The 25,863-nt window shown below is 67.3% G+C and carries 25 protein-coding genes and 1 pseudogene; 9 read left to right on the top strand and 17 right to left on the bottom strand.

Features of this window, described 5'->3' with window-relative positions:
• Nucleotide 1: 1 nt before the first annotated feature.
• Entirely contained in the window at nucleotides 2-760 is a 759-nt protein-coding gene (locus ACFVWG_RS12950) for an antibiotic biosynthesis monooxygenase (RefSeq protein WP_391543416.1), read from the top strand.
• A 5-nt stretch (nucleotides 761-765) separates the two neighbouring features.
• Here ACFVWG_RS12950 and ACFVWG_RS12945 read toward each other — a convergent pair whose 3' ends face one another.
• Nucleotides 766-1,374, bottom strand: a complete 609-nt coding sequence (locus tag ACFVWG_RS12945; protein WP_391543415.1) for a TetR/AcrR family transcriptional regulator — start codon at nucleotides 1,372-1,374, stop codon at nucleotides 766-768.
• A 114-nt stretch (nucleotides 1,375-1,488) separates the two neighbouring features.
• On the opposite strand from ACFVWG_RS12945, the gene ACFVWG_RS12940 reads away from it, so the two are divergent.
• Genes ACFVWG_RS12940 through ACFVWG_RS12930 form a run of 3 tightly spaced genes read left to right on the top strand, consistent with a single transcriptional unit; the run spans nucleotide 1,489 to nucleotide 4,405 of the window.
• Nucleotides 1,489-2,691 (top strand): MFS transporter, encoded by a 1,203-nt coding sequence (locus tag ACFVWG_RS12940; RefSeq protein ID WP_391543414.1) that lies wholly within the window; start codon nucleotides 1,489-1,491, stop codon nucleotides 2,689-2,691.
• A complete protein-coding gene (locus ACFVWG_RS12935; RefSeq protein ID WP_391543413.1) occupies nucleotides 2,688-3,476 on the top strand; it encodes a cyclase family protein in 789 nt (262 codons plus the stop codon). The genes ACFVWG_RS12940 and ACFVWG_RS12935 overlap by 4 nt, the downstream gene beginning before the upstream one ends.
• Nucleotides 3,473-4,405 carry a fumarylacetoacetate hydrolase family protein gene (locus ACFVWG_RS12930; RefSeq protein ID WP_391543412.1) on the top strand — a complete coding sequence of 311 codons (933 nt, stop codon included), beginning with the start codon at nucleotides 3,473-3,475 and terminating at the stop codon, nucleotides 4,403-4,405. Before ACFVWG_RS12935 ends, ACFVWG_RS12930 begins: the two co-directional genes overlap by 4 nt.
• A gap of 506 nt (nucleotides 4,406-4,911) precedes the next feature.
• Here the strand turns inward: ACFVWG_RS12930 and ACFVWG_RS12925 are convergent.
• Entirely contained in the window at nucleotides 4,912-5,745 is an 834-nt protein-coding gene (locus ACFVWG_RS12925; RefSeq protein WP_391543411.1) for an NAD(P)H-binding protein, read from the bottom strand.
• A gap of 81 nt (nucleotides 5,746-5,826) precedes the next feature.
• Here ACFVWG_RS12925 and ACFVWG_RS12920 point away from each other — a divergent pair, with 81 nt between their 5' ends.
• The gene (locus ACFVWG_RS12920; protein WP_391543410.1) at nucleotides 5,827-6,783 is read left to right on the top strand and encodes an AraC family transcriptional regulator; all 957 of its coding nucleotides are present in this window, start codon (nucleotides 5,827-5,829) and stop codon (nucleotides 6,781-6,783) included.
• Here the strand turns inward: ACFVWG_RS12920 and ACFVWG_RS12915 are convergent.
• The 9 genes from ACFVWG_RS12915 to ACFVWG_RS12875 are packed head-to-tail and all read right to left on the bottom strand — an operon-like array spanning nucleotide 6,745 to nucleotide 16,638.
• Entirely contained in the window at nucleotides 6,745-8,223 is a 1,479-nt protein-coding gene (locus ACFVWG_RS12915; RefSeq protein ID WP_391543409.1) for a bifunctional 3-(3-hydroxy-phenyl)propionate/3-hydroxycinnamic acid hydroxylase, read from the bottom strand. The two genes, ACFVWG_RS12920 and ACFVWG_RS12915, sit on opposite strands and share 39 nt — an antisense overlap.
• A complete protein-coding gene (locus ACFVWG_RS12910) occupies nucleotides 8,216-9,226 on the bottom strand; it encodes a nuclear transport factor 2 family protein (RefSeq protein WP_391543408.1) in 1,011 nt (336 codons plus the stop codon). Before ACFVWG_RS12910 ends, ACFVWG_RS12915 begins: the two co-directional genes overlap by 8 nt.
• Entirely contained in the window at nucleotides 9,223-10,425 is a 1,203-nt protein-coding gene (locus tag ACFVWG_RS12905; protein WP_391543407.1) for a VOC family protein, read from the bottom strand. The genes ACFVWG_RS12910 and ACFVWG_RS12905 overlap by 4 nt, the downstream gene beginning before the upstream one ends.
• A complete protein-coding gene (locus ACFVWG_RS12900) occupies nucleotides 10,422-11,309 on the bottom strand; it encodes a fumarylacetoacetate hydrolase family protein (RefSeq protein WP_391543406.1) in 888 nt (295 codons plus the stop codon). The genes ACFVWG_RS12905 and ACFVWG_RS12900 overlap by 4 nt, the downstream gene beginning before the upstream one ends.
• Nucleotides 11,306-12,394, bottom strand: a complete 1,089-nt coding sequence (locus ACFVWG_RS12895) for an ABC transporter ATP-binding protein (RefSeq protein WP_391543405.1) — start codon at nucleotides 12,392-12,394, stop codon at nucleotides 11,306-11,308. Before ACFVWG_RS12895 ends, ACFVWG_RS12900 begins: the two co-directional genes overlap by 4 nt.
• Nucleotides 12,391-13,353, bottom strand: a complete 963-nt coding sequence (locus tag ACFVWG_RS12890; protein ID WP_391543404.1) for an ABC transporter ATP-binding protein — start codon at nucleotides 13,351-13,353, stop codon at nucleotides 12,391-12,393. Before ACFVWG_RS12890 ends, ACFVWG_RS12895 begins: the two co-directional genes overlap by 4 nt.
• Entirely contained in the window at nucleotides 13,350-14,183 is an 834-nt protein-coding gene (locus tag ACFVWG_RS12885) for an ABC transporter permease (protein WP_391543403.1), read from the bottom strand. The genes ACFVWG_RS12890 and ACFVWG_RS12885 overlap by 4 nt, the downstream gene beginning before the upstream one ends.
• Nucleotides 14,180-15,139, bottom strand: coding sequence for an ABC transporter permease (locus ACFVWG_RS12880; protein WP_391543402.1), 960 nt, complete (start codon nucleotides 15,137-15,139; stop codon nucleotides 14,180-14,182). Before ACFVWG_RS12880 ends, ACFVWG_RS12885 begins: the two co-directional genes overlap by 4 nt.
• On the bottom strand, nucleotides 15,136-16,638 hold the full coding sequence (locus ACFVWG_RS12875) for an ABC transporter substrate-binding protein (RefSeq protein ID WP_391543401.1): 1,503 nt from the start codon (nucleotides 16,636-16,638) through the stop codon (nucleotides 15,136-15,138). The genes ACFVWG_RS12880 and ACFVWG_RS12875 overlap by 4 nt, the downstream gene beginning before the upstream one ends.
• A 106-nt stretch (nucleotides 16,639-16,744) precedes the next feature.
• Here ACFVWG_RS12875 and ACFVWG_RS12870 point away from each other — a divergent pair, with 106 nt between their 5' ends.
• On the top strand, nucleotides 16,745-17,530 hold the full coding sequence (locus tag ACFVWG_RS12870) for a FadR/GntR family transcriptional regulator (protein WP_391543400.1): 786 nt from the start codon (nucleotides 16,745-16,747) through the stop codon (nucleotides 17,528-17,530).
• Nucleotides 17,531-17,566: 36 nt separating this feature from the next.
• Here ACFVWG_RS12870 and ACFVWG_RS12865 read toward each other — a convergent pair whose 3' ends face one another.
• Nucleotides 17,567-18,130, bottom strand: a complete 564-nt coding sequence (locus ACFVWG_RS12865; RefSeq protein WP_391543399.1) for a TetR/AcrR family transcriptional regulator — start codon at nucleotides 18,128-18,130, stop codon at nucleotides 17,567-17,569.
• A gap of 68 nt (nucleotides 18,131-18,198) precedes the next feature.
• Between ACFVWG_RS12865 and ACFVWG_RS12860 the strand changes: the two genes are divergently transcribed.
• Nucleotides 18,199-18,531 (top strand): EthD domain-containing protein, encoded by a 333-nt coding sequence (locus ACFVWG_RS12860; RefSeq protein WP_391543398.1) that lies wholly within the window; start codon nucleotides 18,199-18,201, stop codon nucleotides 18,529-18,531.
• A gap of 9 nt (nucleotides 18,532-18,540) precedes the next feature.
• Here ACFVWG_RS12860 and ACFVWG_RS12855 read toward each other — a convergent pair whose 3' ends face one another.
• Nucleotides 18,541-18,903: a nuclear transport factor 2 family protein gene (locus tag ACFVWG_RS12855; RefSeq protein WP_391543397.1), complete on the bottom strand. Its 363-nt coding sequence runs from the start codon at nucleotides 18,901-18,903 to the stop codon at nucleotides 18,541-18,543.
• Nucleotides 18,904-19,019: 116 nt separating this feature from the next.
• On the opposite strand from ACFVWG_RS12855, the gene ACFVWG_RS12850 reads away from it, so the two are divergent.
• Entirely contained in the window at nucleotides 19,020-19,829 is an 810-nt protein-coding gene (locus ACFVWG_RS12850) for a helix-turn-helix domain-containing protein (protein ID WP_391543396.1), read from the top strand.
• A 5-nt stretch (nucleotides 19,830-19,834) separates the two neighbouring features.
• On the opposite strand, the gene ACFVWG_RS12845 is transcribed toward ACFVWG_RS12850, so the two are convergent.
• Nucleotides 19,835-20,638: an SDR family NAD(P)-dependent oxidoreductase gene (locus tag ACFVWG_RS12845; protein ID WP_391543395.1), complete on the bottom strand. Its 804-nt coding sequence runs from the start codon at nucleotides 20,636-20,638 to the stop codon at nucleotides 19,835-19,837.
• Nucleotides 20,635-21,102 carry a nuclear transport factor 2 family protein gene (locus ACFVWG_RS12840; protein WP_391543394.1) on the bottom strand — a complete coding sequence of 156 codons (468 nt, stop codon included), beginning with the start codon at nucleotides 21,100-21,102 and terminating at the stop codon, nucleotides 20,635-20,637. The genes ACFVWG_RS12845 and ACFVWG_RS12840 overlap by 4 nt, the downstream gene beginning before the upstream one ends.
• Nucleotides 21,103-21,216: 114 nt before the next feature.
• On the opposite strand from ACFVWG_RS12840, the gene ACFVWG_RS12835 reads away from it, so the two are divergent.
• Nucleotides 21,217-22,626: an aldehyde dehydrogenase family protein gene (locus ACFVWG_RS12835; RefSeq protein ID WP_391543393.1), complete on the top strand. Its 1,410-nt coding sequence runs from the start codon at nucleotides 21,217-21,219 to the stop codon at nucleotides 22,624-22,626.
• A 12-nt stretch (nucleotides 22,627-22,638) separates the two neighbouring features.
• Here ACFVWG_RS12835 and ACFVWG_RS12830 read toward each other — a convergent pair whose 3' ends face one another.
• Complete coding sequence (locus tag ACFVWG_RS12830; protein ID WP_391543392.1) at nucleotides 22,639-23,427, bottom strand: SDR family NAD(P)-dependent oxidoreductase; 789 nt, start codon at nucleotides 23,425-23,427, stop codon at nucleotides 22,639-22,641.
• A gap of 1,153 nt (nucleotides 23,428-24,580) precedes the next feature.
• A pseudogene (rnhA, locus tag ACFVWG_RS12825) lies at nucleotides 24,581-25,018 on the bottom strand (ribonuclease HI); the annotation flags it as partial.
• Nucleotides 25,019-25,863: the final 845 nt, after the last annotated feature.

Raw genomic sequence — 25,863 nt, 5'->3', positions numbered from 1 at the left:
CATGACCACGATTCCCCCGTACGCCGGGATCCACCACCTGCAGATCCCGGTCAGCGACCTGGACCGCAGCATCGACTGGTACGGCAAGGTTCTCGGCGCCCGTCGCCGCGGCAACGTCGACCACAAGCCCAGCGACGCGCCATTGTTCGCCGTCGGACTCGAGGTCCCCGGTCTCGGAGTCGGCTTCGAGCTTCGCCTCAACCCGACAGCCGCGGCCGGATTGGCCGGCTGCGGGCCGCTGGCCATCGCCGTCGAGGACCCTGCCGACCTCGATGCCTGGGTCGAGCACCTGGACGCGCTCGGCGTCGAGCACTCACCGGTCCTGATCGGCATCATCGGCTGGGTCCTGGTCGTGCCTGACCCGGACGGAATCAAGCTCCGCATCTACACCAACGCCCACCACAACCTCGAGCGCAGCCAGATCCAGTACCACTCTCCCTGGCTCGAGAACGGCCCGTTCGGCCGCAGCGGTACGACGGCAGCCGTCGGCCGGATCAGCGCCGTACCGGGGTCGGCCGACGAACTGGAGTCGCTGCTCATCTCGCTGGGCACGGTCGCCCGCAAGGAACCGGGCAACCTGGCGTACCACGTGCATCGGACCGCCGACGACCCCAACGAGTTCGTCATCTACGAAGAGTGGTCCGACCCGGCAGCGCTCGACAATCGCGAGGAAGCACCCGGATTCGCCGCCTTCATGGAGAAGGCCGGCCCACTCATCGCCGGCGAACCCCAGGTCACACCGTTGATCCGCGAGGACTGATCTCCTCAGCCGTGGCGTAGCGCCGCGATGATGTAGGAGCGAAGCAGGTCGTGCTTCTGCTCCAGGTAGGACTTGTCCGTCAGATTGGCAACGCGGTCCTCGGAGGCGCTCTGGGTCAGAGCGCCTACCGAGAACAGGTAACCCCACTGGTAGAACCCGTCCGGCTTGCCGGGCAGCGCCTCGCGCAGCGCATCGATGAACTCACGGGCCATCGGGTCGAACAACACCTTGAGCACCGGCCGGTCCTGGTTCGACGGGTCGCCGGCCTCACGCAGGACGAGCTTGGCGAACCAGGCGTCGTCCGGATCGTGATGCAGGGCGAGGACCGGGTCGACGAAGGCGCGAACGATCTGCTCGACGGCGTCGTCGGCCTGCAGATCGGGAATCGCGTGCAACTGGGCCAGCCGCTGCTCGTTGACGTACTGCCGGTGCTCGAAGATCGCGACGAACAACCCCAGCTTCGACGTGAAGTGATAGACGACCAGCGACAGCTTCACGTCGGCCTCGGCTGCGATCCGCCGCATCGTCGTCCCGTGATATCCGTCCTGCGCGAACACCTTCTCCGCGGCGCGCAGGATCGTCATCCGCTTACCACCCTCGGCAGTCTCCGTCATCTCCCCACCGTACTGCACGTACGTACAGTTTGGGCCTTGCCGTGTCGACTGAACGTACGTACAGTCTGGAGTCTCGGGGCCGTAACACGGGGTTCACCGAAGGGACTGGTCCGGATGAGAGATTCCGGTAAATGGGTGGTGCTGGGTGGCGCGTTCGTGGCCTACATGTTCGACGCCCTGGAGATCCTGCTGCTGTCGTTCGCGCTCCCCGACATCCGCACGGAGTTCGGGCTGACCAAAGCCGAAGGCGGTCTGCTCGCGACCGCCACGCTGCTCGGTATCGGCGTGAGCAGCCTGACCGTCGGCTGGCTGGCCGACAACTACGGCCGCAAGCGAGCACTGATGTACTCGCTGGCGGTCTTCGGAATCTTCACCGCGACGCTCGCCCTGGTGCCGAACTTCACGGTGTTCCTGATCCTGCGCTTCGTCGCCGGGCTCGGCCTCGGTGGCGTCTGGGGCGTGGTGTCGACGTACGTCGTCGAGACCTGGCCGGCTGCACAACGCGGCCGAGCGGCGGCGTTCGTCCTGAGTTCGTTCCCGGCCGGCGGCGCGATCGCCGCGGTCGTGGCCGGTGCGTTGCTACCCGACTGGCGGCTGCTGTTCTTTCTGGCCGGAGCGGGCGTCATCGTGCCGATGCTGATCATCGGCTTCTTCTTCAAGGAATCGGCCGAGTGGGCCGCACAGAAGAGCACCCCGGTCCGAGTGACCGAGATCTTCTCCCCCGACCTGCGCCGCAAGACCCTGCTCGGTACGGCGGTCGCGTCGCTGGCCCTGTTCGGCTGGTGGGGCGCGTCGACCTGGTTGCCGACGTACCTGCACTCCGACCGCGGCATCTCGACCGCGACCGTCGCACTGTTCATGACGGTCCTCAACCTCGGCATGTTCGTTGGCTACAACGTGTTCGGGTTGATCGCCGACCGGATCGGCCGCAAGTACGCACTCGTCCTGTCGTTGCTGGGAGTCGGCGTGACCTTGCCCCTGTACGTCGTCGCCGCAGACCGTACGGCGTTGTTGTGGCTCGGCCCGCTGTTCGCGTTCTTCGCCGCCTTCAGCGGCATCTTCGGCGCCTACCTCGGTGAGCTCTACCCGACCCGAGTCCGCGCTACCGGCGCCGGCTTCTGCTTCAACGTCGGCCGCGGCGTCTCCGCCTTCGCCCCGTTCGCCTTGGGCGCATTGGCCACCGGCGCGGGTCTCGGCACCGGACTGCTGCTGTGCGCCGGGATCTTCCTCTGCGGCGCAGTCGTGATGACGGCGCTGCCCAACCTCAGCAACCCGGCTCGCGTTCCCGCGCAGCCGGCCCTCGAGGGGGCCTCATGACCACCTTCATCGACATCTCCGTGCCGCTGATGTCCGGGATCGCCTCCGACCCGCCTGGCAACACTCCGGAGATCGAATACATCAACCACCAGGACAGCGCGGCCGAGATGCTGACGCACTTCCCTGGCGCCGGCCTCGAGGTCCTGCCCGACGGTGAGGGCTGGGCGATCGAGCGGATCCACCTGACCACCCACACCGGCACCCACGTCGACGCGCCGTACCACTATGCGTCCACCATGGACAATGGCCAGCGTGCGATCACCATCGACGAGGTACCGCTCGAGTGGTTCTTCCAGCCCGGCGTGAAGCTCGACTTCCGGGAACTGCCCGACGGCTACGTGGTCACGCCGGACGACATCGATCTGGAGCTCAAACGGATCGGGCACACCCTCAGCCCGCTCGAGATCGTGGTGGTCAACACCGCCGCAGGCATCCGGTACGGCGCGGACGACTATCTGGCACGCGGCTGCGGGATGGGCCGGGACGCCACGATTCACCTGCTGGAGCAGGGGGTTCGGGTCACCGGCACGGACGCGTGGAGCTGGGACGCGCCGTTCGTGCACACCGCCCGCAAGTACGCCGAGACCGGCGACGGTTCGCTGATCTGGGAAGGCCACAAGGCCGGCCGCGAGATCGGCTACTGCCACATCGAGAAACTGCACAACCTCGAAGCCCTCCCCGCCACCGGCTTCAAGATCTCCTGCTTCCCGCACAAGATCCACGCCGCCTCCGCAGGCTGGACCCGCGCTGTGGCCATCATCGACACCCCCGAGGAGAACTCGTGAAATTCGCAGCACTGGAACTGGACGGGCAGTACCGGCAGGCGCTCGTCCACGACGACCGGTTGCACCCACTCCCCGCCGGCACCGACCTGTACGACGTACTGGCCGCCAAGCCGAGTGAGCAGGAAGTGCTGACGCGGTGCGCCGCCCCCGTCGTACTGGACGAGCAGACGCTGCTGCCGCCGATCAAGGCATCGTCGATCCGCGACTTCATGATCTTCGAGCAGCACGTCGAGGGTTCGTTCCAAGGCATCCGTGAGCCGGCCGTCGTACCGGAGTGGTACGACATCCCGACCTTCTACTTCACCAACCCCTACAGCCTGATCGGCCCGCGGCAGCCGGTCCCGCTGCCGCCCGGCTGCAACCTGTTCGACTTCGAACTCGAGGTCGCCGCGATCATCGGCACCGAGGGCCGCAACCTTCCCGTCGAAGAGGCCGTGAACCACATCGCCGGCTACAGCATCTTCAACGACTGGTCCGCCCGCGACATCCAGATCCACGAGATGCGCATCGGACTCGGGCCGGCCAAAGGCAAGGACACCGCCTCCACCCTCGGCCCCTACCTGGTCACGCCGGACGAGCTCGAGCCTTACCGGCAAGGCGATCGCTTCGACCTCGCGCTCTCGGTCTCGATCAACGGAACCGCGATCGGCAAGGACTCACTGGCCAACGCGGCCTGGTCCTTCCCCGAGATGATCGCCTACGCCAGCCGCGGAACCGTCGTACGACCCGGTGACATCCTCGGCTCCGGCACCTGCGGAAGCGGTTGCCTGGTTGAGCTTTGGGGACGCAACGGCGGCGAGCGGGTCCCCCCGCCCCTCACCATCGGCGACACCGTCACCATCGAGGTCCAAGGCCTCGGCACCCTCGAGAACACCGTCATCCCCGGCGACCCGATCCACCCCGTCCCCAAAGCCCGCCGCCGCCCCTGAACCACCGCACAAACGTACTGAGCACAACGTCCGAAGCACCGGAGGGCCCGTCTCCGGATCTTCGGACCTTACGAGTGGTGCCGCTTTAACGTCCGAAGCGCCGGAGGGCCCGTCCCCGGATCTTCGGACGTTACGAGTGGTCGCTTTAACGTCCGAAGCACCGGAGAGCCCGTCTCCGCATCTTCGGACGTTACGGGTGATGTCACGCTAACGTCCGAAAGACCGGAGGGCCCGTCTCCGGTCCTTCGGACGTTACGGGTGATGTCACGCTAACGTCCGAAAGACCGGAGGGCCCGTCTCCGGACCTTCGGACGTTAAGTGCTTTGCCGGGCTGCTCGGTCGGAGGGGCAGCGAACCTCAGCCGGCACCCCGCCGTACAGAGCACAACGTCCGAAGAAACGCCGACCACGCCCTCGGATCCTTCGGACGCTAGGGGTTTGACTACCTCGGTCGGCATTCCCTCCGTGGTGGTCGAGGAAGTCGACCAGCTCGTCTGACTGGAACCGTCAGTTCCAGGCACCGGCGGCAGCTGCGCGGGTGACGTAGTCCGCGAACGGGGTGGCTGGGCGACCGAGGGCTCGCTCGACGCCGTCGCCGAGAGCGTCGGCCTTGCCGTCGCGGATGTCGGTCAGGCCGCTGGTGAGGAATCCGGCGATCTGCGGTGGGAGACCCTGGGAGACCAGTTCGTCGGTGTAGACCGCGGCATCCAGGTCGACGTACTCGATCGTTCGTCCGGTGGCCTTGGCGATCAGGTCGACGGCTTCGCCGAAGGTGACGCCCGACGGACCTGTGAGGACGTAGATCTGGCCGTTGTGGCGGTCGTCGGTCAGGCCCGAGGCCGCTACCTCGGCGAGGTCGTCGAGGTCGATGAACGGGGCACGGCCGGTGCCGGTGGGCAGGGCGAGCGTTCCGCCGAGGATGCCCGGCCGCCAGGCGAACTCACTGAAGTTCTGCGCGAACCAAGCCGGCCGCAGGATCGTCCACTCCGCACCGCTCTCCCGGACGGCCTGCTCGACCGCATTCATCGGGTTGTGCTCGTCGTCGGCACCGAGGGCCGACAGCAGCACGAAACGCTGGACGCCGGCGGCGACGGCCTGCTTCACCAGAGCCGGCAGGCGGGCCGGGCCGTTGGCGCCGGCTGCTCCCAGGTCGGGTTCGAGGAGGTAGACGGCGTCGACGCCGTCGAGGGCCGCGGCCCAGGTCTCCGGGGAGCCCAGGTCGAACTCGACGTCGGCGCCGTTGCGCGCCGCCGTCCGGACCGAAAGGCCGTCGCCGCGCAGGCGATCGGCGACGCGGCGACCGGTCTTGCCGGTGCCGCCGAGGATCAGGAATGTCTTCATACCTCTAGGTAACTGCGACCGACCGAGATGATCCATGGGACATCGTCGAGGATGCCTTTGTGATCGTCTACCGTGGAGGGTATGGACGTGCTGAGTGATGTGCTGGAACGCGCCGGAGCCGGCACGGCCATGATTCGGCAGCTGATCCGGCAGCCGCCGTGGGCGATGGCCTTTGCCGACGCCCCGACCCTCACGGTGGTTGCTGCCCTCGGTGGCCAGGTCTCGATCCGGATCGACGACGCCGACGGATCGCCGTACCAGCTTGAGGCAGGAGACATCGCCCTGATCAGCGGGACCAGCCGCTACACGATCGGCGACAGTCCTTCCACACAACCCGAAGTCGTGTTCCAGCAGGGCAAGCCATACTCCCTGGCGACCGGCGAGGAAGCGACAGTCGGACCCAATCTCCCTGCCCGCACCTGCGGCGACGGCGGTCTGCCGGGCGCAACGACCATGCTGTGGAGTGCTTACCAACTCCGCGACGGCCTCAGCGGCCGTCTGCTCGAGATGCTGCCGCCAGTGGCGATCGTTCCGGCCGGGCCGCGGACCCGAGCAGTGCTGGACCTCCTCACGACCGAGACCGGCTCCGATGAGCCCGGGCAGGATGCGATCCTCGCCCGACTCCTGGATCTGGTCCTGGTCGTCTCACTGCGAGCCTGGTGGGCCAGGCCGGACGCAACCCCACCCGCCTGGTACCGGGCACTGGCCGACGCGTCCATTGGCGAGGCACTCCGCCTGCTCCACGAAGATCCGGCGTACCGGTGGACGGTCTCGAACCTCGCCGAGAAGGTCGGCCTGTCCCGCGCCGCCTTCGCCGCCCGCTTCAGCAAACTGGTCGGCGAACCTCCGCTGACCTACCTGACGGGATGGCGGATGACGCTAGGCGCGGACCTACTTCGCGACACCGACTCGACGATCGCCGCCATCGCACACGAGGTCGGGTATCGCGACACCTTCGCCTTCAGCGTCGCCTTCAAGCGCACGTACGGCGTCAGCCCGTCAGCCTGGCGCCGCGAGCACACCGCCCACACCGCTTAGGCGAGACTGCAGCCTGTTCACGAGCTGCGCAAGCTCAGCACTGCTCGCGGCAAAGCCATACGGATGACGATCAGGCCGCAGTACGGCGGCCCGCGCGCCGACCGCATCCAGCCAGCTGGACACCGCCGAAGAACTCACCATCGTGGTCACCAGCGGTTCGGCGGCCAGTTCCGGGTCATCGGTGATCACCGAGAAACCTTTGGGCAGCAGGTCGTCCAGGCGCTTTCCCTCCACCAATGGCTGCGGTACGACGCCTGCCGCGGGCCGGCCGGGATCGATGAAACCACTCGTCACCGCCAGCGTCATCGTGCTGTCCAGCGACTGCCCCCACGCCGACCGCTCGAGCACGGCCTGATCGCGGGCCGCCGCGCGGTCCGGGTCGAGGATGCAGATCTCGCGGCCCTTGGTGACCGCGCGCCCGATCACCTCGCGTACCTGCGGTTCCCGTTCGGGCTGGTAGGAGTCCAGCAAGGACACATCGGCCCCGTCCTGGAGGATCGCCTGCAGCCGCCAGGCCAGCGCTTGGACGTCACGAATGCCGTGGCCCATCCCCTGGCCGAGAAACGGCGGCGTCTGATGCGCGGCATCTCCGGCGAGCAACACCCGGCCTTGTCGCCACTGCCGGGCCACCAACGCATGGAAACGATAAACGCTTGCCCTCAGCAACTTAACCCAGGACGGATCGACAAATGCCGACAGCAACGACTCGATGCTGTCCGGCCCGGCGATCTCCGCCGGGTCCTCTCCCGGCAGCAGCATGAACTCCCACCGCCGATGCCGTCCCGGCCCCGGTACGACGGTCGTCGGGCGACGCGGATCGCAGAACATCTGCGACGTCGCCGCCGGCAGCTCGTGCGGACCGTCCAGCAAGGCGTCGACAACCAGCCACGGCTCGTCGAAGTCGAGGTCCTCGAGCGTGATTCCGGCCAGCTTGCGGACCGTGCTCGCGGCACCGTCCGCCCCGATCACGAAGGCCGCGCGAACGTTGCCCTGCGCAACCGTACTCTCCCAGTGCACCACCCCGTCGGCGACCGCGGTGACCGCCGTCCCCAGCAGCACCTCGACATTCGCGAACCGTTCAACGCCGGTGCGCAGCGTCTGCTCGAGCTCCGGCTGGTAGAAGCTGTAGTGGTCGGCCCACCCGTCTGCCCCGGAACCACTCGAGCTGGACGAGAGCAGTTGCCCCTGCGCGCCGTACGTGGCCATCTGGTCGATCACCCGGCACTGTGCGGCGATCTCGTCGCCAAGGCCGATCGACTGGAAGATCCGCAGGATGCTCGCGTCGCAGTGGATCGCCCGCGGTACGTCGAAGATCGTCGTGGCGCGGTCGACCACAAGCGTCCGCAGACCGGCGGCGCCGAGCAGGTTGGCGGCGGTGGCACCGACCGGCCCGTAGCCGACGACCACCACGTCGTAGGACGGCTCCGGCACGTCAGGCATCGGCCACCCCGCGCTGCGCGATGCTGTACAACGGGTCCTCCGGTCCCAACCGGCCGAAGGCGATCTTCGACTGGTCCGGATACCGGTCCCAGAAGCGTTCCACGCCAGGCTCGGTGCGCGACCAGTCGAAGACGACCTGCCGATGCGTGATCGCCCAGCGGCCGTCCCGGCGGGCGAAGCGGTCCAGGTACCGCCCGGCGATCGTCGTGTCCGCCTCGTTGCCGGTCATGAAGCACAGGTGGTACGACTCGACCGCTGCCTCATCGCCGTCGAGTTCGATCAGCACGTTGGCGATCAGATGCACGAGTGAAGTTGCCGGCGGCACCTTTCCCGGGGCGTAGGCCGATTGCACCAGCACGAACTCTGCCGCCGGACCGGTGAATCCTTCGTGCTCCTCGGTCGCGCCGTCGTGGTAACAGGACAGCGCCAGCGCATGGTCGCGCCGATCACCGGCCCGCGCCCGGAGGTACAGCACCTCGGTGATCTCCTGCTTGGCCATCAGATCGGCGAGCTCCACGGGCGTCCTCTCCTTGAGGTCGATGAGGCTGATTGCTGCGGGCGATCGGGTCGGATCGGTGGCGGTGGTGGTTCGCGACCAGTCGTAGACGACGGTTCGGTCCGCGATGAGCCATTGCCCGTCCACCCGCCGTACCCGGTCGAGGTAGCGCCCGGCGATCAGGTTGTCGGTCGGTCCGCTGTGCACGCCGTGGCGGTGGTAGGCCAGGTGGTAGCTCTCCACCACAGCCTCGTCGTCGGCGACGAAATCGACCAGCACGTTGCCGATCATGTGTTTCTGCGGCCCGTTGTCCGGGTCGCGATAACTGGTGGCCGCCATCTTCTCGATGAACGTCCGGGCGCTTTCGCGCCCGCTGCCGTGGTCGTCGGTGCTGTCCGCGGTGTGACAGGCAAGCATCGCCTCCGGATCCCGCCGGTCGCTGGCCGTCGCCCTCCGCGAGAGCAGCTCCTGGATCTCACGGCGGTCCCGTAGCCGGTCGCCGCTCATCCCCACGGCCCCATGAAGATCTCGCCACCGAAGACATCGGCCGGCGCATCGATCGTCCGCGGCCACGCTGACGCCGGTCCGACCACAGAAGCCGGTACGGCGTCGTCCGCGTCGGCGGGGAGCTGCCGCTGGTGGAAGTAGAGCTGCATCAGGTTGCCGTCCGGATCACGCAGGTGGGTGACGTGTGAGAACCCGGGAACCAGCTCAGCCGGTACGTCGACCTCGGCGTACCCGCAGTCGGACAGGTACGCCACCGCATCCAGCAACTGCCGGTGGTTGGCCACCTGGAAGCCGACCCCGAAGACGCTTGTCCCGGCCGGCAGGCCGACCCGCTCACGCACCTCGGGCGCATACAGCGCGAGCGCGTGATGGCCGCTGTTGCACGCCAGCATCGCGAAGTCGATTCCGTCGTGGGTCGCGCGGCTCCGGACCTGGAAGCCGAACAGATCCCGGTAGAACCCGAGCGACTCGTCGAGGTCGTCGACGACGATCGAGAACGGGCCGAGCCCGACGACCTTGAACGGCCGCGCGAGCAGGACACCGTCGACGGCGTACGTCTCCTGCTCGGCCGCGGGCCGGAACCCGGTGCTGAGCTCGGCGGCGGCCAACGACTCCACCTCCGCGTACTCGGACGGGATCGGCAGGTCGGGGAAGGTCCGGTGCCGCAGGTGGTCCCAGTACGTCCGCGGTTTGCTCAGCGCGTCCCAGCCGAGCTGCTCCATCCCGAACGTCAGCTCGTCGGTGTAGCCGTTGGGGTCCAGCACGTAGGTGTGCCAGTTCGAGCCGGGCATGTCGCGACCGGATCGAAGGATGCGCTGCTTCTCGCCGCCCAGGTAGTCGACCGCTCCGGCCACCTCGGCCAGATTGCCGACCTGCCAGGACAGCTGGTTGATCGTGACCGACGGGTGTTCGGGATCGATCAGTGACCACAGCTGCCGATGCATCAGCACGAACTGGTGATGATCCGCGCCGTAGCGCAGGAAGTGCATCTCCCGGGCGCCCTCGGCGGTGAGGTGTTCGCCGTCCGGGTCGAGCCGGTTCGCGAGGTTCTCCGAGACGTCCGTGCTGCGCAGGCCGAGGTGGTCGCGATAGCAACGCAGCATCGCCGGGGCGTCCACGGTGTTCAGCCCGATGTGCGACACGCGGCGAATCTGGAACGGCCGCGGCAGCCGGACACCACCGACGTCGTACGTCGTCATCGCACACCTGCCGGCCATGGCTCCGTACTCGCGGGCGGCTCCACCACGCCGTGGCTCAGTACGCCGACGCCGTCGATCGCGATCGAGACCTGATCGCCCGCGGACAGGAACAGCGGCGGATCCTGCCGAGCCCCGACACCGCCCGGCGTACCGAGGGCGATGATGTCACCCGGCTGGAGTTCGGTGATGGCCGAGAGGTAGCTGACGACGTACCGGATGCCCCAGATCGCCGCACCGACCGGGCTCGACTGGACCTGCCGGCCGTTGATCGTGGTCTCCAATTGCCGGTTGTCCACATCCGGTACGTCGTCCGCGGTCGCGATCCACGGCCCGAGGGCACCACTGCGCGAGAAGTTCTTGCCGACGGTGATCTGGGTCGTGTGCCGCTGCCAGTCACGGACCGAACCATCGTTGAAGCAGGTGTAGCCGGCGATGTAGTCAGCGGCCTCGGCCTCGCTCACCAGATGGGCCCGGCGGCCGATGACGACCGCCAGCTCACCTTCGTAGTCCAGCCGGTCGGAGAACCAGGGCTTGTGGACGTCTCCCCCGTGGCCGACCAGCGACTGGCCGTTGCGGATGAAGAACGGCGGATAGTCCGGCCGGTTGAAGTTGCCTTCGCGCAGGTGCTCCTCGTAGTTCGCGGCCGCCGCCCAGAACGTGGCACCCGGATCGATCGGCGGCAACCACGTGACCTCGGTGGCCGGTATCAGCGGTGGTCCTTCGGCCAGCCCGGCCAGGATCTGATCACGGTTGACCGGCCAGTCGGACCAGAGGCCGGCCAGGTCCGCCGCCTTGACGCCGAGGTCGGTCAGGTCGACCAGGTCGGACTCGAGCACCACACCCAGCCGGCGACGGTCCCCAGTAGAGAACGCAGCGATCTTCATCGTGTCTCCTTCACAGCGGTCGGCTGTTGAATCGAAAGCTTGGCGAGCATCAGCTCAGTGATCTGCCCGGTTCGCGGCGCGTCCGGGCCGTCGTACAGATGGCAGGCCACCCGGCGGCCGCCGGGGAGGTCGGTCCAGCCCGGCCGCCGCTCGGCGCAGATCGGCATGGCCAGCGGGCAACGGGTCCGGAACGAGCAACCGGACGGCGGATCGGCCGCGGACGGAGGCGACCCGGTGAGGACGATCCGGGCCCGGCCGCGTACTGCGAGCGGATCGGGAACAGGCATCGCCGAGACCAGCGCTGCGGCGTACGGGTGGGCCGGAGTGGTCACCACCTGGCCGGTCGGGCCTTCCTCGACGATCCGCCCCAGGTACATCACCGCAACCCGGTCACTGATCCGCCGTACGGCGTTGAGGTCGTGGGAGATGAAGAGGTAAGCGACTCCGAGACGTTCCTGGAGGTCTTTGAGCAGGCCGAGGACCTGTGCCTGGGTGGAGACGTCGAGTGCGGAGACCGACTCGTCGCAGACGATCAACCGTGGCCGGCTGACCAACGCGCGAGCCACCGCGACACGCTGTCGCTGGCCGCCCGAGAAGTCCGCCGGGCGGCGCTGCAGGTGGGATTCGTCCAACCCCACCAGCTTGAGCGCCTCGGCGGCTTGCTGGCGACGACTCCGGCGGGACGCACCTGCGATCGCTAGCGGTTCGGCGACGATCCGCTCGATCGACCACCGCGGATCGAGTGCGGAGTACGGGTCCTGGAACACCATCGCCGCCGACTGATGCAGCCGGCGCAGTGCAGCACCGCGCAAGGCGCTCACATCGTCGCCGGCGAAGACCACGCGGCCCGCGTCCGGCCGGTACATCCCGACCAGCATCCGGCCGACAGTCGACTTGCCGGAGCCCGATTCACCAACCAGGCCGAGGGTTTCGCCCGGCGCGATCCGCAGATCGACACCGTCCACAGCTGTGAAGGTGCCGGCCGCCACGCCCTGGCGGCGAAAGACCTTCCTGATCTCCGTCGCCACCACCAGCGGCCCGGTAGCGAGAAGTTCGTCGGTGACTCGTGCATCGAGAGCGGTCATCTCGTCTCTCCTGTCTGATCCAGACGCAGACATCGTGCGCTCCGATCTCCCGGTACGTCGATCAACGGCACCGGGGCGATATCGCAGAGACCGGCCACGGCGAGCGAACAGCGGGGCGCGAACCTGCAGCCCGTCGGCCAGTGTCCGGGCGCCGGAACCGAACCGGGGATGCCACGCAACGACTCCTGTCCCACCGACGAACAGGCGAGCAACGCCTTGGTGTACGGGTGTCTCGGGGCACGGAACAGCTCGACGACAGTGGCCTGCTCGACGATCTGACCGCCGTACATCACCAGCACGTCGTCGCACAGCTCGGCCACGACGCCGAGATCGTGGGTGGCGATCATCGTCGTCATCCCGAGCCGTTCGGTGAGATCGCGCAGTACGGACAGGACCTGCGCCTGCGTGGTCGCGTCCAGCGCGGTGGTCGGCTCGTCGGCGAACAGGACACCCGGTCTGCCGACGAGGGCGATCGCGATCAGCACCCGCTGGCACATGCCACCGCTGAGCTGATGGGGATAGGCAGCAGCGTTGCGCTCGGCATCAGGAATACCGACCAGCTCCAGCATCTCGATCGCCTTGGCCCGGGCAGCCTTTCGATCCAGCGCGAGGTGCCGCCGGGCGACGGCCGCGATCTGTTCGCCGGCGGTGAAGGCCGGGTTCAGGCTGCGCATCGGCTCCTGGAAGATCATCGACAACTCGCGGCCGCGACGACCGCCGATCGTCGCGAGGTCGATCTCGTCGGGCCCCATCCGCAGTACGCCGATCTGCACCTCGGCGCTGTTCCGTGGCAGCAGGTCCATCAGGGCTAGAGCGGTGACACTCTTGCCGGAACCGGACTCACCGACCAGGCCCGTGATCCGGTGCGGACGAAGAGTGAACGAGACATCGCTGAGCACCGGCACCGGCGCACGCCCCGCCGTCCGGAAGGAGACGTTGAGACCTTCGACCTCGATCATCGCTTCCCCTCCAGCAGTCGGCGCAACCTCGTTGCGAAGGCGGTGAAGAGCAGCACGACGAAGACCATCGCCACGCCGGGCAGGACCGCCAGATGGTTCGCCCGGCCGAGGTAGTCGTCCGATTCGGCGATCAGCGTGCCCAGGCTCGCCGACGGCGGCTGGACGCCGAGGCCGACGAAGCTGAGACTCGCTTCGCTCAGGACGGCGACCGCCATCGTGACCGTGGCCTGGACCAGGACGGCGGGGAGAATGCCCGGCAGAACATGCCCGGTCATGATCCGCCAGCCCGGGGAGCCCATCGAGCGAGCCGCCTCGACGTAGGTCTGCGCGCCGGTCGCCAGCGCGCTCGCCCGGACCACGCGGTAGATCCGCGGAACGAAGACGATGCCGATGGCAATCATCGCGTGCACCAGGCTCCGGCCGGTCGCACCGACGATCGCCATCGCCAGGATCAGGCCGGGCATCGTCTGCAGGACACCGACCGCACGCGTGATCGCCCCGTCGGCGAATCCACGCAGGTAGCCGCTGAGCACTCCCAGCGGTACGCCGATCAACAGCGCGACGCCGACCGCCAGCGAGGCCGCGGCCAACGACGTACGGACTCCGCTCAAGGTGCGGCTGAACAGATCCCGGCCGACCTCGTCGATCCCGAACAGGTGGCTCCAGCTCGGCCCTTGCAGGGAAGGCCCGAGCGCGGTCTGGTTCGGCGGGTACGGCGCGAACATCGGTGCCAACAGCAACAAAACGACCACTGCGCCGAGCACCAGGACACCGCTGAACCTGCTCAAGTTGTGGGTCCGCCCGGCCGGCAGTACGGCGACGGCGGTCATGACCGCAGCCTCGGGTCGAAGTAGGTGTAGGACAGATCGACGCAGAGGTTCACCACCAGGACGAAACCACCCACGATCAGGACCACCCCCTGGATGGTGGGAATGTCGGAGTTGAGCGCCGCCGTCACCGCGAGCGATCCGACGCCCTGCATGCCGAAGACGGCCTCGACCAGCGCCGCCACCCCGATCAGCCGATCGAGCTGCAGCCCGGAGACGGTGACGACCGGGATCATCGCGTTCTTGGCACCCCACTTGGTGAGAATCGACCAAGTGCTCAGACCGGCGGCACGCGCCGTCCGGACGTAGTCCTCGGAGAAGACTTCGGACGCCGCCGCCCGCGTCTGCAGGAACAACTCGCAGGTCCCCGGGATCGCCAGGGCGAGCGCCGGCAGAATCAGATGTTCCAGGTAAGGCCCGACACCCTGCGAGGCCGGCACATACCCGTACGGCGGAAGCAGGCCCGCGCCGAGCGCGACGACCGCGACCAGGACCAGGCCGACCCAGAACGGTGGCAGCGCCTGCCCCACCGAGACGAGCAGACCGGCAATCCGGTCGGCGGTCCGGCTCTTCTTGTATCCGGCGAGCATGCCCAGCGGTATGGCGACGACGAGGGTCAGCAGGATCGCGGCCCCGACCAGCGAGATCGTCACCGGGAGCCGGGCCGTGATCGAGTCGAGAACCGGCGTACCGCCGAACAGCGATCGGCCGAGATCGCCGTTCAGCACATCGCCGAGCCAATGCAGGTAGCGCTCCGGCACCGGCTGGTCGAGCCCGAGCTGCGCCCGCAGCGCGGCGACCGCTTCGGGCGTCGCCGCCTCACCGAGGATGGCGTGCGCCGGATCGCCCGGGACGAGCAGCGACAGTGCGAACGCGAACATCGTCACGACGAGCAGGACCGGTGCGATCAGCAAGGTCTTTCCAGCCAGCCTGATGCTCGGCCTCCGCAGGGTGCTCATGGCCGACGCACCTGCAGGCCGCGCGGATCGATGTGCAGCGGGCTCCCGACCTTCAGTCCGTCGATCCCCGAGCGGACCATGTACGGCAGCTGGAGATTACAGATGCCGATCCCGAAGGCGGTGCTGGTGAACCGCTGGTTCCAATCGGTGTAGGCCTTGGTGCGCGCTCCCGCGTCGACCGTGTTCGCGCCCTTGGCCGCGAGACCGTTCAGGACCGGATCACTGAAGCCACCAGGACTCAGCGTGGTACTCAGCTGGGCCACGAGTGAAGCCGGGTCCGCATCACCGGTGTTGACGGTGAAGTACCCGTCTGCACCACCGCCGACGTACGTGCTGAGCAGTTGGGCCCGAGCCATCGGATTGATGGAGAGCCGGACGCCGGCCTTGGCCAACTGGCCCTGCATCGCCTGCAGGATCTTGGACCCAGGCCCGGCCGAGCTCACCACGACCTTGACGTCGAGGCCTTGCGGGTAGCCGGCTTCGGCGAGCAACTGCTTGGCTGCCGCCAGGTCGGCCTTCGGCGCAGCGCCGGTCGATGGCTGCGGCAACGCCTGTACGGCGGCCTGCGGCGTGCACGCGGACTCGAGAACCTGACTGTTCAGCGCGTCCCGGTCGATTGCCAGCGAGATCGCCTGCCGCACCCGGACGTCGGCGAGCGGACCCGTCTTCCGCAGGTACAGCATGTGCTCGTACGGGATCGCCGGGAAGTTCTGCTGAGTGAAGCCGGCCTTGGTCAGCTGCGGAATCATGTCCCGCCGCCCCTCGACCGAACCGATGTCGATCTGCCCGCCGAGCAAGGCGTTACCCATCGACTCGGCGGTGACGAGGCTGAGTTCGATCCGTTGCACCTTCTGCACGGACTTGTCCCAGTAGCCGTCGTAGGCGGTGTAGACCATCCGCTGCCCGACCACCGACTCGTCGCTGACCTTCCACGGCCCGGCGCCGATCGGCTTGTTCGGAAAGGACGGATCGGTGAGCTTGGCCGGGCTTCCCATCATGCCGACCCGGCCGGTCAGCGAACCGAGCAGAGCGCCGGCGCCACCGGACAGATCGATCTCGACCGTCGACGGATTCACCGCCAGCACCTTGGTCACGGTCGCCAGCTCCAACTTGACCACCGAGTTCTTCGCGGTCCGGGCTCGTTCGAGGTTGGTGACCACGGCCGCCGCGTCGAACTTGGCGCCGTCCTGGAAAGTCACGCCGGGGCGCAGCGCGAGAGTGACGGTCTTGCCCGACGGCGCAACCGTGTACGACGTGGCCAGGCCGGGGGCGAAGCCGCCGGCGTCGGTCCTGGTGAGCAGGGTGTCGAAGACCGGCGACAGGTAGCCGGTCGCGAACGCGTTCGGGTTCGTCACCGGGTCGTAGTTGCTTCCGGCCTCGGTGGTGATGCCGATCTTGACGACCGAGCTGGATGCCGCCGGAGCGGACGGGCCACCACAGGCGCCGAGAAGGAGTGTGAGTGCGGCGGCGGAGCCGGCCACGAGCGATGAACGGTGCATCGGTGCCTCCTGTAATTGCGCCACATTAAACACAATTAACATGCTAGTTACAAGATCCTGTAGTAGATTGAACGCAGACGTGCTGCCCACCGCCCGAAGGAGTGACATGGCCAGATCCCCCGAGCCCGGGGCGCCGACCGCCCGGACGGCCGCGCCGCTGCTGGCCAAGCTCCGCCAGGCGGTCGGCGACAACGGCGGCCTCGGCGCGTACCGCGGCTCACGCTCCGAGGGCGTCGCCGCCTACCTGGACGCGTTCATCACCCGCGAGCAGATCGAGCCGGGCACCCCCCTCGGCACCAAACCCGAGCTCGCCAACATCTTCGGCGTCGCACCGTCGACCTTGAACGAGGCATTGCAGATCCTCACCAGCAGGGAGCGGATCAAGCTCCGCCAGGGACCTCGCGGAGGCGCCTTCGTCGCTGCCCCACGGCCGGTGTTACGGCTGGCGCACTCGCTCGTGCAACTGACCGACGGACTCGAAGACGTCACCGACGCAGTCGAGCTACGCGACGCCCTCGAGCCCGCCGTGACCCTCAACGCCCTGGCCAACCGGACCCCGGAAGGCCTTCGCGAACTGCACAAACACCTCGACGCCATCGAAGCCACCGAGACCGGCACCGACCTCTACCAGGCGGTCCTCGCACTGCACGCCGGCATCGCCGAATGCTGCACCAACGAGCTACTCAGAGTCGCCTACCTCACCGCCCTGGAGACCGTCCGTTCACGAGCCCGGACGGTGATCCACGAAACCGGCGACGACACCACACCCCAGCAACTACGGCGCCGCCGGCTCGCCGTCCACCAGGCGATCGTCGAGGCCATCGAGACCCAGGACGAGAAGGCTCTGCACACCGCGCTGCGCCGCCACTCGACGTACCGCTACAAACACTGACTCGACCGAGGCGGCACCGGAGCGGGTTTCGGTCGCCTAACTGCGAACGGTCTTCAGGGCATTGACCAGGCGCACATTCGCCTGCGCCGGCGTCATTCCCCAGTTCCACTCGGTCTTGTGCAACCGCAGTGAAACCAGGCCGTGCCAGACGGTCCACAACAACAGGGCTGCTGAGAAAGGGTCGTCGGCGTCGACGGCCCCGGCCAGTTCGACGATGCGATTCTGCAGCCGTGGACCGTGCTCGGCGCGGGTCTCGGGGAGCGGATCGGCGCTCTCGAAAAGCAGTTGGTAGGCGCCGGGGTGGCTCAAACCCCAGTCGACGTAGGCCTGCCCGGCCTCCTCCAGGGCATCGGAGTCCGACGGGCGATCGTCGAGTGCGCGTTCGATCGACTCGACCATGTCGGAGTACTCCGCGTCGAGCACCGCCGAGCGCAGGTCCGCCTCCGAGGGGAAGTGCCAGTACACGGCCGACGGCGCGACCTCGCAGGCCCGGGCGATCGAGCGCAGCGACGGTACGGCGACTGCCTGCGGCTCGGCGAGCAACTCGATCGCCTTCTGAAGCAGGACGGCGCGCAGGTCACGGGACTCCTGTTTGGGCACCGCCCCATTGAACACCTGTTCATGATAATCTGCTCTCCTGAACAGGTGTTCAGGAGACGGAGAAGACCGTGCACACCTTGCTGACCGTGATCCGGAAGAAGCCCGAGATCGAGACCGCCGAGTTCCGGCGTTTCATGAAGCACGACTACGGACCGACGTACCAGGCACTCCCCCAGACCAGGGCCTACATCCAATACTTCTTGTCCGACCTCGCGATCGATGACGCCGAGGATCCGATCGACGCGATCGTGCAGATCAGCTTCGACTCGGTCGAGCAGATGCACGAGGCCCTGCAGTCCGAGGCCTACCAGAAGGCTCACGAACTGCGGGCGGCGTACATGCGCGAGACCTCGGTCGGCATTCACTCCGCGGTGGTCGAAGAGATCAATCAACTCGTCTAAGCGGAGCAGTCAGCTCGTTACCTGGTTGTTCCACATGCGGAACATGCTGCACCTGCCGCGGCCGTCGAGGGTCACGGTCCAGAGGTTGGCGAAGGTTCCGAGCTCGGTGTAGGTCCCGGTGCCTTCGATTGCGGCGGTGTCACCGTTGATCGCGAGGAGCGACCACTCGAACTCCCAGCCGCCCTGCTGCCACTCCTCACGCGACAGCCAGCCTTCGACAATCGCGGGCCGACCGATCCAGTCGGTTGCGTAGGGCAACTCGTGATACTCGGCATTCGCTGTGAACAGTGCTGCGATGTCTTTGTCCGCACCAGTTCGCCAGGCCGCGACATAGCTCTCGACCCATTTCGTCACCTGCTGTTCAGAGATCACACTCCAAGCATGCCGACGCTGCGGCCCGAGAGACAGGGCGGGTCTTCCAGGGTGCAGTACACCTAGGAACGGTCAGACCACTGCTGACGACGCGAATCCCGGCGTACCCTCGTGGTGTGACCGAACTGGGTGACTATCTACGGCTGCGACGCGCTCAGCTGAGCCCGGAGGACGTCGGGCTCCCAAACTCCGGAGCTCGCCGGGTCAAGGGGTTGCGCCGTGAAGAGGTCGCCGTACTGGCCGGCGTCAGCGCCGATTACTACACCCGGCTGGAGCAAGGTAGGGAACGACGACCGTCCGGCCAGGTGATGAGCGCTATCGCCCGGGCGCTGCGCCTCACCGCGGATGCCCGGCTGCACGCATACCGGCTGGCCGGCATCGTTCCGGAGTCCGACGACGCGCAGTCCGACGAGGTGGACCCGGCGCTGCTGGAGCTGGTCGCGGGCTTCTCCACGGCCGTTGCCTATGTCATCAATCGCCGGATGCAGGTGCTCGCGTCCAATGACCTGGCCAACGCGCTGCTGTCCCGGTTCGCGGACCCGCGCAACATGCTCCACACCTTGTTCCACGACCCGGTCGCCCGCGAGCTCTTCGCCGACTGGGAAGCCGTCGCGAGGGACGCGGTCGAGGCACTGCGCCTCGCGGCGGACGAGGATCCGGCGGTCCTGTCGATGGTCGACGATCTGATTGCCAGCAGCAAGGAATTCGCCGGCCTCTGGCGCGAGCACGGCGTCAGCAGCCTCGGCGCCAAGTCGAAGACCTTCAACCACCCTGACGTCGGCGAGCTGACGCTCACGTACCAGACCTTCACCGTTCAGAGCGCGCCAGGCCAGTACCTGCTGGTCGGAACCGCCGCAGCAGGCTCCCCCGACGAGGACTCGCTGGCCCTGCTCGGATCCCTGTACGCCGATGCTGCCGCGCACTGAACCGCTCAGACCGAGTGACTGTACGGGCCGTCGATCGCCGTCCAACCGCCATCGACGACGAGCACGCTCGCGGTGACATAGCTCGCCGCGTCCGAGGCGAGGTACACGATGGCGCCGGCGAGCTCTTCGGGCCGGGCCCAGCGACCGAGCGTGGTGTGCGACGCATAGGCGGCGTACCGCTCGGCGTCGGAGCGGAGCGGAAGGGTCATCCCGGTCTCCGTCACACCCGGCGCGACCGCGTTGACCCGAACGCCGTACGGGCTGAGCTCCGCCGCGGCCGCGCGCATCAGCTGGTTGAGGCCCGCCTTGGACGCCGCGTAGAGACCCTGCCCCGGCTCAGTGACCAGTGACCGGATGGACGACGTACCGATGATCGAGCCACGTCCGCGCGCCGTCATCGGCTTGCCGAAGGCGCGCACGATGTCGAAGGCGGCGCGGACGTTGACCGCAAAGATCTGGTCGAACTCGGCGTCGGTGTAGTCCAGCAGCGGCCGCCGGACATTGGTTGCCGGGGTGAAGACGACGATGTCGAGATCGGTCAGCTCTTCGGCGGCCGCCCGGACGGCAGCACGATCCAGCAGGTCCAGCTCGCGTGCCTCGCCGTCGATGGCGGCTGCGGTGTCCTTCACCGCCGCACCGTCACGGTCGGCGCAGACCACGTGCGCTCCTTGGGCGGCGAGCCCGTGCGCAGCTGCGCGGCCGATCCCGCCACCTGCACCGATGACCAGGGCTTTCCTGCCAGTCAGGTCGAACATCCGCGCGTAGTCCGTCCACGGCGGGCGGGCGTAGCCGGTGGTCAGATCGCTCATGACTCGCTCTCCTGCGGCGAGAACATCGCGTGTGCCATCTGGTCCGGGCCGCCGATGGTCTCGCTCACGACGAGGGGATTGGAGTAGTCGCGCCAGTAGACGACCTGACGATCCTTGATCGTGACGATCGACAGGTACTTCTGGTGGTAGGGGCGTCCGGTGACGACCCCCTTGCCGTGGCTCTCGTACTCGAGGATCAGTACGTCGGGATCGGTCGTCCGGTAGATCTTCTCGTTGCTCATCCGGTCGAGCGAGATGATGTCGCCGTACCCGCGCCACGCGTCGATCATCGTCTGCCGGCCCCGGATCGAGGGCGGCGTACCGGGTGGCGCGTAGATGAACTCCATCACGATGTCCTCGGCGAACAGATCGAAGTACCGATCGCCGTCGACGAGCCCTGCCAGGGATTCCTCGACCAGTCGCAGGAACGGGGCCAATGCCTCGAATTCCGAATAATCCACCATGCACTCATCATTCGGGCCGCCGGCCGGACTGCGGAAGGGTGCTTCTGCCTAGGAGCGCCACACCCAGGTACAGCCACCCTTCTTCCGCTGCGGCCGCGGTTCCACAGTGGGACTATGACTTACACGATGACCATCGGCGGCAAGGTTGTCGCCGGCAACGATTTCTTTCCCGTCGTCAACCCGGCGAACGGTGCGGTCGTCGGCGACGCGCCGAACTGCTCGCCGCAGCAGCTCGACGCGGCCGTCGCCGCGGCCCGCGACGCCTTCCCGGCATGGTCTGCTCGCCCCGTCGCGGATCGGCAGAAGGTACTGATCGCGATGGCGGATGCTGTCGACGCCAACACCGAAGTGCTCGCCGGGCTGATCACCGCCGAACAAGGTAAGCCGATCGCCGTGGCCCGGACCGAGGTCTTCGGACTCGGCTACTGGTTGCGGGAGACCGCCGCTCTCGAGCTGCCCGAGACTGTCAACCAGGACGACGCCGAGCGACTCTCCATCACGCGCCGGGTCCCCCTGGGTGTGGTCGCCGCGATCACGCCCTGGAACTACCCGCTGGGCCAGGCGTCCTTCAAGGTCGGACCAGCGATGCTGGCCGGGAACACCGTCGTCCTGAAGCCATCGCCCGCCGCGCCACTCGCGAATCTCAAGCTGGGCGAGATCCTCCGGGACGTCGTACCGGACGGCGTCCTGAACATCATCAGCGGAGACGACAGTCTCGGCGCACAGCTCACCGCACATCCTGGCTTCGACAAGATCAGCTTCACCGGCTCAACTCACACCGGCAAGCTGGTGATGGCAGCCGCCGCGCAGTCGCTCAGCCGGATCACCCTCGAACTCGGCGGCAACGACCCGGCGATCGTGCTACCGGACGTCGACGTCAAGGCGACCGCGGAGCAGCTCTTCTGGGCGGCGTTCAGCAACTCCGGCCAGATCTGCCTTGCAGTCAAGCGGATCTACATCCACGCGGACATCTACGACGAACTGGCCGCCGAGCTCACCGCCTACGCACGCAACGTCAAGGTCGGCGACCCGGCCGAGGAGGGCGTCCAGCTCGGACCGGTCTCCAACCAGCGCCAGTACGACACCGTCGTCGGTCTGCTCGAGGACTGCGAGCGCAACGGCTACAAGTTCCTGACCGGCGGCCTGCCCGACGCATCCGCCGGCTTCTTCATTCAGCCGACCCTCGTGGACAACCCGCCGGAGGACTCCCGCATCGTCCAGGAGGAGCAGTTCGGCCCGGTCCTTCCGTTGCTCAAGTACGACGATCTCGACGACGCGATCGCCCGCGCGAACGCGAGCCAGTACGGACTCGGCGCCTCCGTGTGGTCCGCCGACCCGGACGCGGCCTTCGCGGTGGCCCAGCAGATCCAGTCCGGCACCGTCTGGGTCAACGAGATCATGCACCTCAGCCCGCTGGTCGGATTCGGCGGCCTGAAGCAGTCCGGCATCGGAACCGAGAGCGGCCTGGCCGGCCTGCTCGAGTTCACCGAGTCCCAGACACTGACCGTCAAGCGCTCGGCATAACAGCGATGGCAGTCAGAACATCGGTACGGCGTGGAAGTCGTCGGGCAGGTCCGTGACGCGCAGGATCCGGACCGGGGTCTGCCGCGCGGCCAGCTCGGCGACCTCGTCCAGGTTGTCGTTGAGATCGAGGTAGGCACCGGACAGTACGTCGTACCGGCCGCTCGCGAGGTCGGCGATCATCCGGGCGGCGTCGTCCGGACGATCCGGGAAACGGTCCCTGGGCACGAGCCCGCGCTCGATCATGCCCTCCACCGAGGGGTTGGGGATGCCGCCCGGGTGCAGGCTGAACGCGGCCACCCCGGTCCCCCGCGTCTCGACGGCGATGGCCTCACTCAGCCGGATGGCCGCGGTCTTGGACACGACATAACCGGAGCTGCCCGGGACAACCGCCGTACCGGCTCGGCTTGCCACCGTGATGATCCGGCCGCGACCGGCCTCAAGCATCGACGGCAGCACCGCATGCGCGAACAGGAACGGCCCGTAGACATTGCTCAACAGCGTGTCCCGCCAACCCGACGGATCGCTGTCCGCCACCGTGGCCATCCCCTCAGCGGCGCCGGCGTTGTTCACCAACGTCGTCACCGGCCCGAACGCCTCGTTCGCCCTGGCGACGGCCTCTTCCACATGCACCGGATCCGTCACATCCCCGACGACCGCCTCGACCCGGACCCCGCTGCGACGCAACCCGTCCGCCACCTCATCCAGGACCTCCTTCCGCCGCCCGGTCACCAGCACGGCCGCACCACGCGCCCCGAACTCAGCCGCGATCGCCCGGCCGATCACGCCAGTCGCACCGGTCACCAACGCAACCTCAGAACCCAACTCCGCACCCGACATGCTCTCGCTCCCTCTGGATCTCCGCTCCTACGTCAAGCGTACTCCAAAGCGAAACGAGCGTTCTCATTTGAGGCATCCCCGGCCGGAGACACGTAACAGGGGCCGGAGACCCCGCCTCACAGGTCCCCGGCCCCGACTTCTTGTCCCCGGCCACCACTCCCTATCCCGGCCCCGACTTCCTATCCCGGCCCCGACTTCTTGTCCCCGGCCACCACTGGTGGCCAGGGATAGGAAAATGGGGCTCTTGTGACGTTGGGGTGGGTAGTTCGCACGTCGTCGGACCGGCGGGTCGCCATCCGATCGCAGGGTCTCGGGCGATGTGATCGGCGAGTGTGGCGAGGATGTCGCCGACTGAACGCACGGTGCTGCCGGACATCGATTTCTGGCGGCAATCTCCTTCCACTCGACATCGGACCACTGGTCCTGCACGCCCGACTGAACCCACCGTGCTCCCCGGGGCCGGAGGGTGCGGAGGGGGGAGGGCGTGGGGTGGCGGGGCGGACCGCCAGCACCGTCTAACTCGGCGCGGCACGGACACTTCACGCTCAGCATCACCCGCACGAGCAGCCGCACGAGAGGTTAGACGGTGGCACAGGTCCGGCACCCGGGGGGACGCCGGATCGGTCGCGGCCGCCAGTCTGTTGCCACTGCGTTTGGAGGTCGCCGGCTACAACCCGGGGGTGTGCACACCCCGCGGGGACCTTGAACAAGCCATGCCTTGTTCACAGCCCCCATTCCTGTCCACACCCTCAGCAACTGCACGCAGGCCACCTACTGCCAACGATGGAACAGCGCCCAGCTAACCCACCAGCACACCGGTCAACCGACCCACCACCAAGGGGAAGAGACCGGTACGCCGCACCACCCACGAATGAGTCAGAAGAGCCGAAAATGGTGGGGGGAGACAGGTAGTGATGGCTGGAGACCTCGCACCACAGGTCTCCAGCCATGGCTTCCTGTCTCCGGCCGCAACTGAGGGCGCGGTTCTGGGGCGTTCGAACTTTGGAGACACGCCCTAGTCGAAAAGGCTAGGTTCCGGGTCAGGTTGAACCGGAACCGGCCGGAAACCCGCAGCGGACCGGCCGCCCGGCTGGACGACAGCACCTCCGACTGCCTCCTCCAGCCCCTTGACCGCAAGCCGATCGGCGCGCTCGTTCTCCGGATGCCCGGCGTGCCCCTTCACCCACAACCACTCGACCTCGTGCCGCGCGTTCGCCTGCTCCAGCCGCTGCCATAGATCGGCGTTCTTCACCGGCAACTTCGCCGACGTCCGCCATCCGTTCAGCTTCCACTTCGGCAGCCACTGGGTGATCCCGTTCCGCACATACGTGCTGTCGGTATGGAGCGTCACCACCTCACCGTCCCGCGTCAGCCCCTCCAGCGCCATGATCGGAGCCATCAACTCCATCCGGTTGTTGGTGGTCTCCCCCGGCTCTCCGCCGTACAGCTCCTTCTCGTGCTCCCCGTACCGCAGCACCACACCCCACCCACCAGGCCCAGGATTGGGACTGCAGGCTCCGTCGGTAAAAATCTCAACAACCCGCTTGTCGGCCACCGCCGCACCCTACCGTCGGAATCGAGACGGCTAGCCGAAAGGTCGCCGACCAGTACGCCGCGCGCGTGGCGGTGTCCGTGCAGACCGCACTCAGATAACGGCAGCCGCCCGGGGGCCCGGCGCTGAACCCCAGCTCAGGGGCATCTCCCGCACTGAGTGAAGCTGATCCAGGACACTCCCAATATCTGTGGTCGCTGGATTAGACATTGCGCGACGGTCCGTGTAAGTTTCTTCTCGTTGACAGAGAAGAACAGTGAAGCTGACGTGGACAGCTAACGTCCTGTCCAAGAGTGTGATTGTGAAGTGGGTACGACGGCGGACTCCGCCGGGCCGATCAGTGGAAGGGCTCGGGTTCCCGCCAGGATCCGATCAGGGTCGCCGGAGCCAGTGGTCGACAGGGGTTCCGGACCGGACGGATGGAAAGCGCAGTTCGCAGTAGGCAGTACCTGTAGTTGCAGTTCGTAGTTGCAGTTCGCAGTAGGCAGTACCCGTAGTTGCAGTTCGTAGTTGCAGTTCGCAGTTGCAGTTCGCAGTAGGCAGTACCCGTAGTTGCAGTTCGCAGTAGGCAGTACCCGTAGTTGCAGTTCGCAGTTGCAGTTCGTAGTTCGCAGTACCTGTAGTTGCAGTTGAGTAGTTGTTGTTCGCAAGAGAGAAGGGAACGGGTTAAGCCGTCGGATCGCCCGCCAGTGCCAGTACTTCGCCGGGCGGGTGCCGTGGTTCCATCACGAAGGAAGGTGGTCTTCGGTTACGCATTCAGCGATCCCTGCAGCGACAGCCTTCACGTGGCGCGCTGTGGACCTGCAAGGCCGGCCTCACGGCCGGTAGATGGTGACAATCCAACAACC

This window comes from Kribbella sp. NPDC058245 (assembly GCF_042882005.1).
Lineage (GTDB): Bacteria > Actinomycetota > Actinomycetes > Propionibacteriales > Kribbellaceae > Kribbella.
The sequence above is the reverse complement of the archived record's forward strand: the minus strand, read 5'-3'. Positions and strand labels throughout refer to the sequence as shown.

Bases quoted from the DNA above. Each gene is read 5' to 3' on its own strand.
- ACFVWG_RS12950 (WP_391543416.1), top strand. From the start codon at position 2: ATGACCACGATTCCCCCGTACGCCGGGATCCACCACCTGCAGATCCCG.
- ACFVWG_RS12945 (WP_391543415.1), bottom strand. From the start codon at position 1,374: ATGACGGAGACTGCCGAGGGTGGTAAGCGGATGACGATCCTGCGCGCC.
- ACFVWG_RS12940 (WP_391543414.1), top strand. From the start codon at position 1,489: ATGAGAGATTCCGGTAAATGGGTGGTGCTGGGTGGCGCGTTCGTGGCC.
- ACFVWG_RS12935 (WP_391543413.1), top strand. From the start codon at position 2,688: ATGACCACCTTCATCGACATCTCCGTGCCGCTGATGTCCGGGATCGCC.
- ACFVWG_RS12925 (WP_391543411.1), bottom strand. From the start codon at position 5,745: ATGAAGACATTCCTGATCCTCGGCGGCACCGGCAAGACCGGTCGCCGC.
- ACFVWG_RS12920 (WP_391543410.1), top strand. From the start codon at position 5,827: ATGGACGTGCTGAGTGATGTGCTGGAACGCGCCGGAGCCGGCACGGCC.
- ACFVWG_RS12915 (WP_391543409.1), bottom strand. From the start codon at position 8,223: ATGCCTGACGTGCCGGAGCCGTCCTACGACGTGGTGGTCGTCGGCTAC.
- ACFVWG_RS12910 (WP_391543408.1), bottom strand. From the start codon at position 9,226: ATGAGCGGCGACCGGCTACGGGACCGCCGTGAGATCCAGGAGCTGCTC.
- ACFVWG_RS12905 (WP_391543407.1), bottom strand. From the start codon at position 10,425: ATGACGACGTACGACGTCGGTGGTGTCCGGCTGCCGCGGCCGTTCCAG.
- ACFVWG_RS12900 (WP_391543406.1), bottom strand. From the start codon at position 11,309: ATGAAGATCGCTGCGTTCTCTACTGGGGACCGTCGCCGGCTGGGTGTG.
- ACFVWG_RS12895 (WP_391543405.1), bottom strand. From the start codon at position 12,394: ATGACCGCTCTCGATGCACGAGTCACCGACGAACTTCTCGCTACCGGG.
- ACFVWG_RS12890 (WP_391543404.1), bottom strand. From the start codon at position 13,353: ATGATCGAGGTCGAAGGTCTCAACGTCTCCTTCCGGACGGCGGGGCGT.
- ACFVWG_RS12885 (WP_391543403.1), bottom strand. From the start codon at position 14,183: ATGACCGCCGTCGCCGTACTGCCGGCCGGGCGGACCCACAACTTGAGC.
- ACFVWG_RS12880 (WP_391543402.1), bottom strand. From the start codon at position 15,139: ATGAGCACCCTGCGGAGGCCGAGCATCAGGCTGGCTGGAAAGACCTTG.
- ACFVWG_RS12875 (WP_391543401.1), bottom strand. From the start codon at position 16,638: ATGCACCGTTCATCGCTCGTGGCCGGCTCCGCCGCCGCACTCACACTC.
- ACFVWG_RS12870 (WP_391543400.1), top strand. From the start codon at position 16,745: ATGGCCAGATCCCCCGAGCCCGGGGCGCCGACCGCCCGGACGGCCGCG.
- ACFVWG_RS12845 (WP_391543395.1), bottom strand. From the start codon at position 20,638: ATGAGCGATCTGACCACCGGCTACGCCCGCCCGCCGTGGACGGACTAC.
- ACFVWG_RS12840 (WP_391543394.1), bottom strand. From the start codon at position 21,102: ATGGTGGATTATTCGGAATTCGAGGCATTGGCCCCGTTCCTGCGACTG.
- ACFVWG_RS12835 (WP_391543393.1), top strand. From the start codon at position 21,217: ATGACTTACACGATGACCATCGGCGGCAAGGTTGTCGCCGGCAACGAT.